Origin of the sequence: Tenacibaculum sp. SG-28 (assembly GCF_002954385.1) — a bacterium.
Classification (GTDB): Bacteria; Bacteroidota; Bacteroidia; order Flavobacteriales; family Flavobacteriaceae; genus Polaribacter.
This window is the reverse complement of record NZ_MQVY01000004.1, coordinates 223,591-225,945: the sequence shown is the minus strand read 5'-3', so window position 1 is coordinate 225,945 and position 2,355 is coordinate 223,591. Positions and strand designations below refer to the sequence as shown.

The window sequence follows — 2,355 nt, the reverse complement described above, 5'->3', positions numbered from 1 at the left end:
TGGTTGCACACAACGGTGAGTATAACCGTCAGTTACGGGTTTAAATTTACTAATTTTCGGTTTAGCACTGACTTTAGCAATTCCGAGTGGATTCGGACGTAGTCGAATCCGCCGTAATTGCGGTTATACATTGTTACCACCAGTTTTTATTCCGCCATTATTTCATTTTCGGTTGTTTCTTCATCCTTTTTTTTATTCAATTTCCATAACCAATATAGTCCGCCAAGTGGTATTCCGAAAGTCCAAGCTGAACTCAAATATCCCATATATGAAAAACTAATTCCGAACAGAATTTGAAACGTTAATAAACTAAAAGAAAGACCATAAACTGCGCTATAAGTTATTGCAGGAACATTTAGAAAAATTACAGCAATATATTTCAGCCATTTTTTCTTTAGATTACTCCTCTTAATTTTTCTAATTATCCAAATGTTAAAAATCGGAATGCATATTGCCAAAACTCCAAATAGCCAGAAGAAAGTCATATTCGGAATTTTCTCTTTTAAATCCAGCGTTTTAATATGTAATATTTTATTAGAATTATCATCAAAAGTAATTTCGAAGACACCAAAATCTGTGTCATTTGAAAACTCTATTTGAGCTAAAGTTGTATTGGGCGCTGTACTTTCCCCTTCTACTGTCGATAGAGTTTTTTCGGCAGTCATAAATTTGTAGTTCAGCTCTTTCCCAAAATTAGACACAATTACGTTTTGGAAATTTCCTAAACCTAATTTTAACGTATCTAAATTCGTGTTTTTGAACGCTTTGTTTTCTATTGCCATAAAGGTCAGACTTTTTTCATAATCTTCTTCTATTAGAGCTTGTACAAATCCTTCTGTAGTGTCTTTGTAAGTAAATGAGTTATTAATAAAATCACAGCTTGTGAAAAAAGATACAGTAAGTATCAGAAGTAAAATTTTTGTCAGGTTGTTCATTTTTTCAAATTGGTGGTAACGGTTAGTGTAAAATGCGTTTTAATGCATTTTTACACCTTGTTGCGCATAGTTTTTTCTCTTTGTTTAGTTGCTTCATACATTACAATTCCGGTTGTTGTAGATAGATTAAAACTCTCAACTTTTCCTTTTATATCTATTGTCAAACAGTATTCACATAATTCGGCTGCTATTTTACTCAACCCTTTCGATTCTTCACCAAACCAAATAGCAAGTTTAGGTTCAACCAATTTAGATTCAGTCAGTTTAACTTGTCTTTTACAAATGTTATGTGGTGAAGTTCCAACTGAAATGAAACCATTTTTGTTTAGGAAATCAAAACAAGTTTTAGCTTCTGTAAATACTTTTATATCTGTCCACTTTACAGCACCGTTTGAGTACTTTAACAATGATTTTCTTTGTCTTAATTCTTCAAGATTATCTTCAAGTCTTTTTTGTCCATCAATCACAAACAATCTGTCAACTCCAAGTCCATTTATATTCCTTATTACATTTCCGATATTCATTAAGAAGTTTGGATTCTCTAAAACTGCAATAAGTTCAAAGTTTTCAGTCAATTTCGTTTAATTTTCGTCAAATTATGCACAACGGCAAGTGTATGAAACGTAGCGTGTAAATAGACACTACATTTTGGGTTTATCACAGAGCCAATTTTTTATATTTTGATTTAACTTCTCAGTTTTTAAGCCAAATTAAAAACTTGGCGGTCTCAGCAAATAAAACACAAAATTATTGATTAAACACTTAATTAGCTATGTTTTCATATACCGTGTTAGCAACAGTATTTTATCCTACCTAATACTAATTATAATAAGACTTTAATTTTAAATTAATGTAAGCTTAAAATGGTTAAGAAATGTCATTAAAATTAATCCATTACTCAGAATTTATAGATGAAGAATTAGAGGCCATCATACCATGAGGCTTTTTTTAGTTCTATATTTTTTTCTGTAAATAAATTTATTAAATCTTTTTTTTCATCTCTTAAGCTTAAAAAGTTTTTCAAGTTATCTGTACAAATTCTAACGTTTTCCTTGTTCTTTAATTCAATTATTATTCTGTCACAAGCTCTACCTTTAGAAACTCTGAAGTGCTCTATATCGGTTAATTTTATAGTTTGGTTTTTAAGTTTAGAGAATAACGGTAATTTTTTAATCTTTATTTCAAAATTCTCATCTGAAATTGAAGTTATTTTAATTTTACCAGAGTAAAAATAATGTAGAGTTTTTGATATTATCAAGACTATTAAGAGGACTGTTAGATCTCTATAATTTTTATTTAAGATATCCAATAACTCTAATTTACCTGTCGTAACCCCTAAAATAATAATTGATAGTATCCATGATATACCAAAAGGTCTTGGTGATAAAATCCCTATTTTCATTTTTTTGTTTATTGTTGC

The 2,355-nt window shown here is 29.7% G+C and carries 3 protein-coding genes; all 3 read right to left on the bottom strand.

Features of this window, described 5'->3' with window-relative positions:
* Positions 1-146: 146 nt before the first annotated feature.
* A complete protein-coding gene (locus tag BSU00_RS11025; protein ID WP_105004428.1) occupies positions 147-935 on the bottom strand; it encodes a hypothetical protein in 789 nt (262 codons plus the stop codon).
* A gap of 50 nt (positions 936-985) precedes the next feature.
* On the bottom strand, positions 986-1,510 hold the full coding sequence (locus BSU00_RS11020; protein WP_105004427.1) for a TrmH family RNA methyltransferase: 525 nt from the start codon (positions 1,508-1,510) through the stop codon (positions 986-988).
* 344 nt (positions 1,511-1,854) lie between these two features.
* The coding region (locus tag BSU00_RS11015) for a hypothetical protein (RefSeq protein WP_233188709.1) at positions 1,855-2,355 on the bottom strand (501 nt) is incomplete at its 5' end.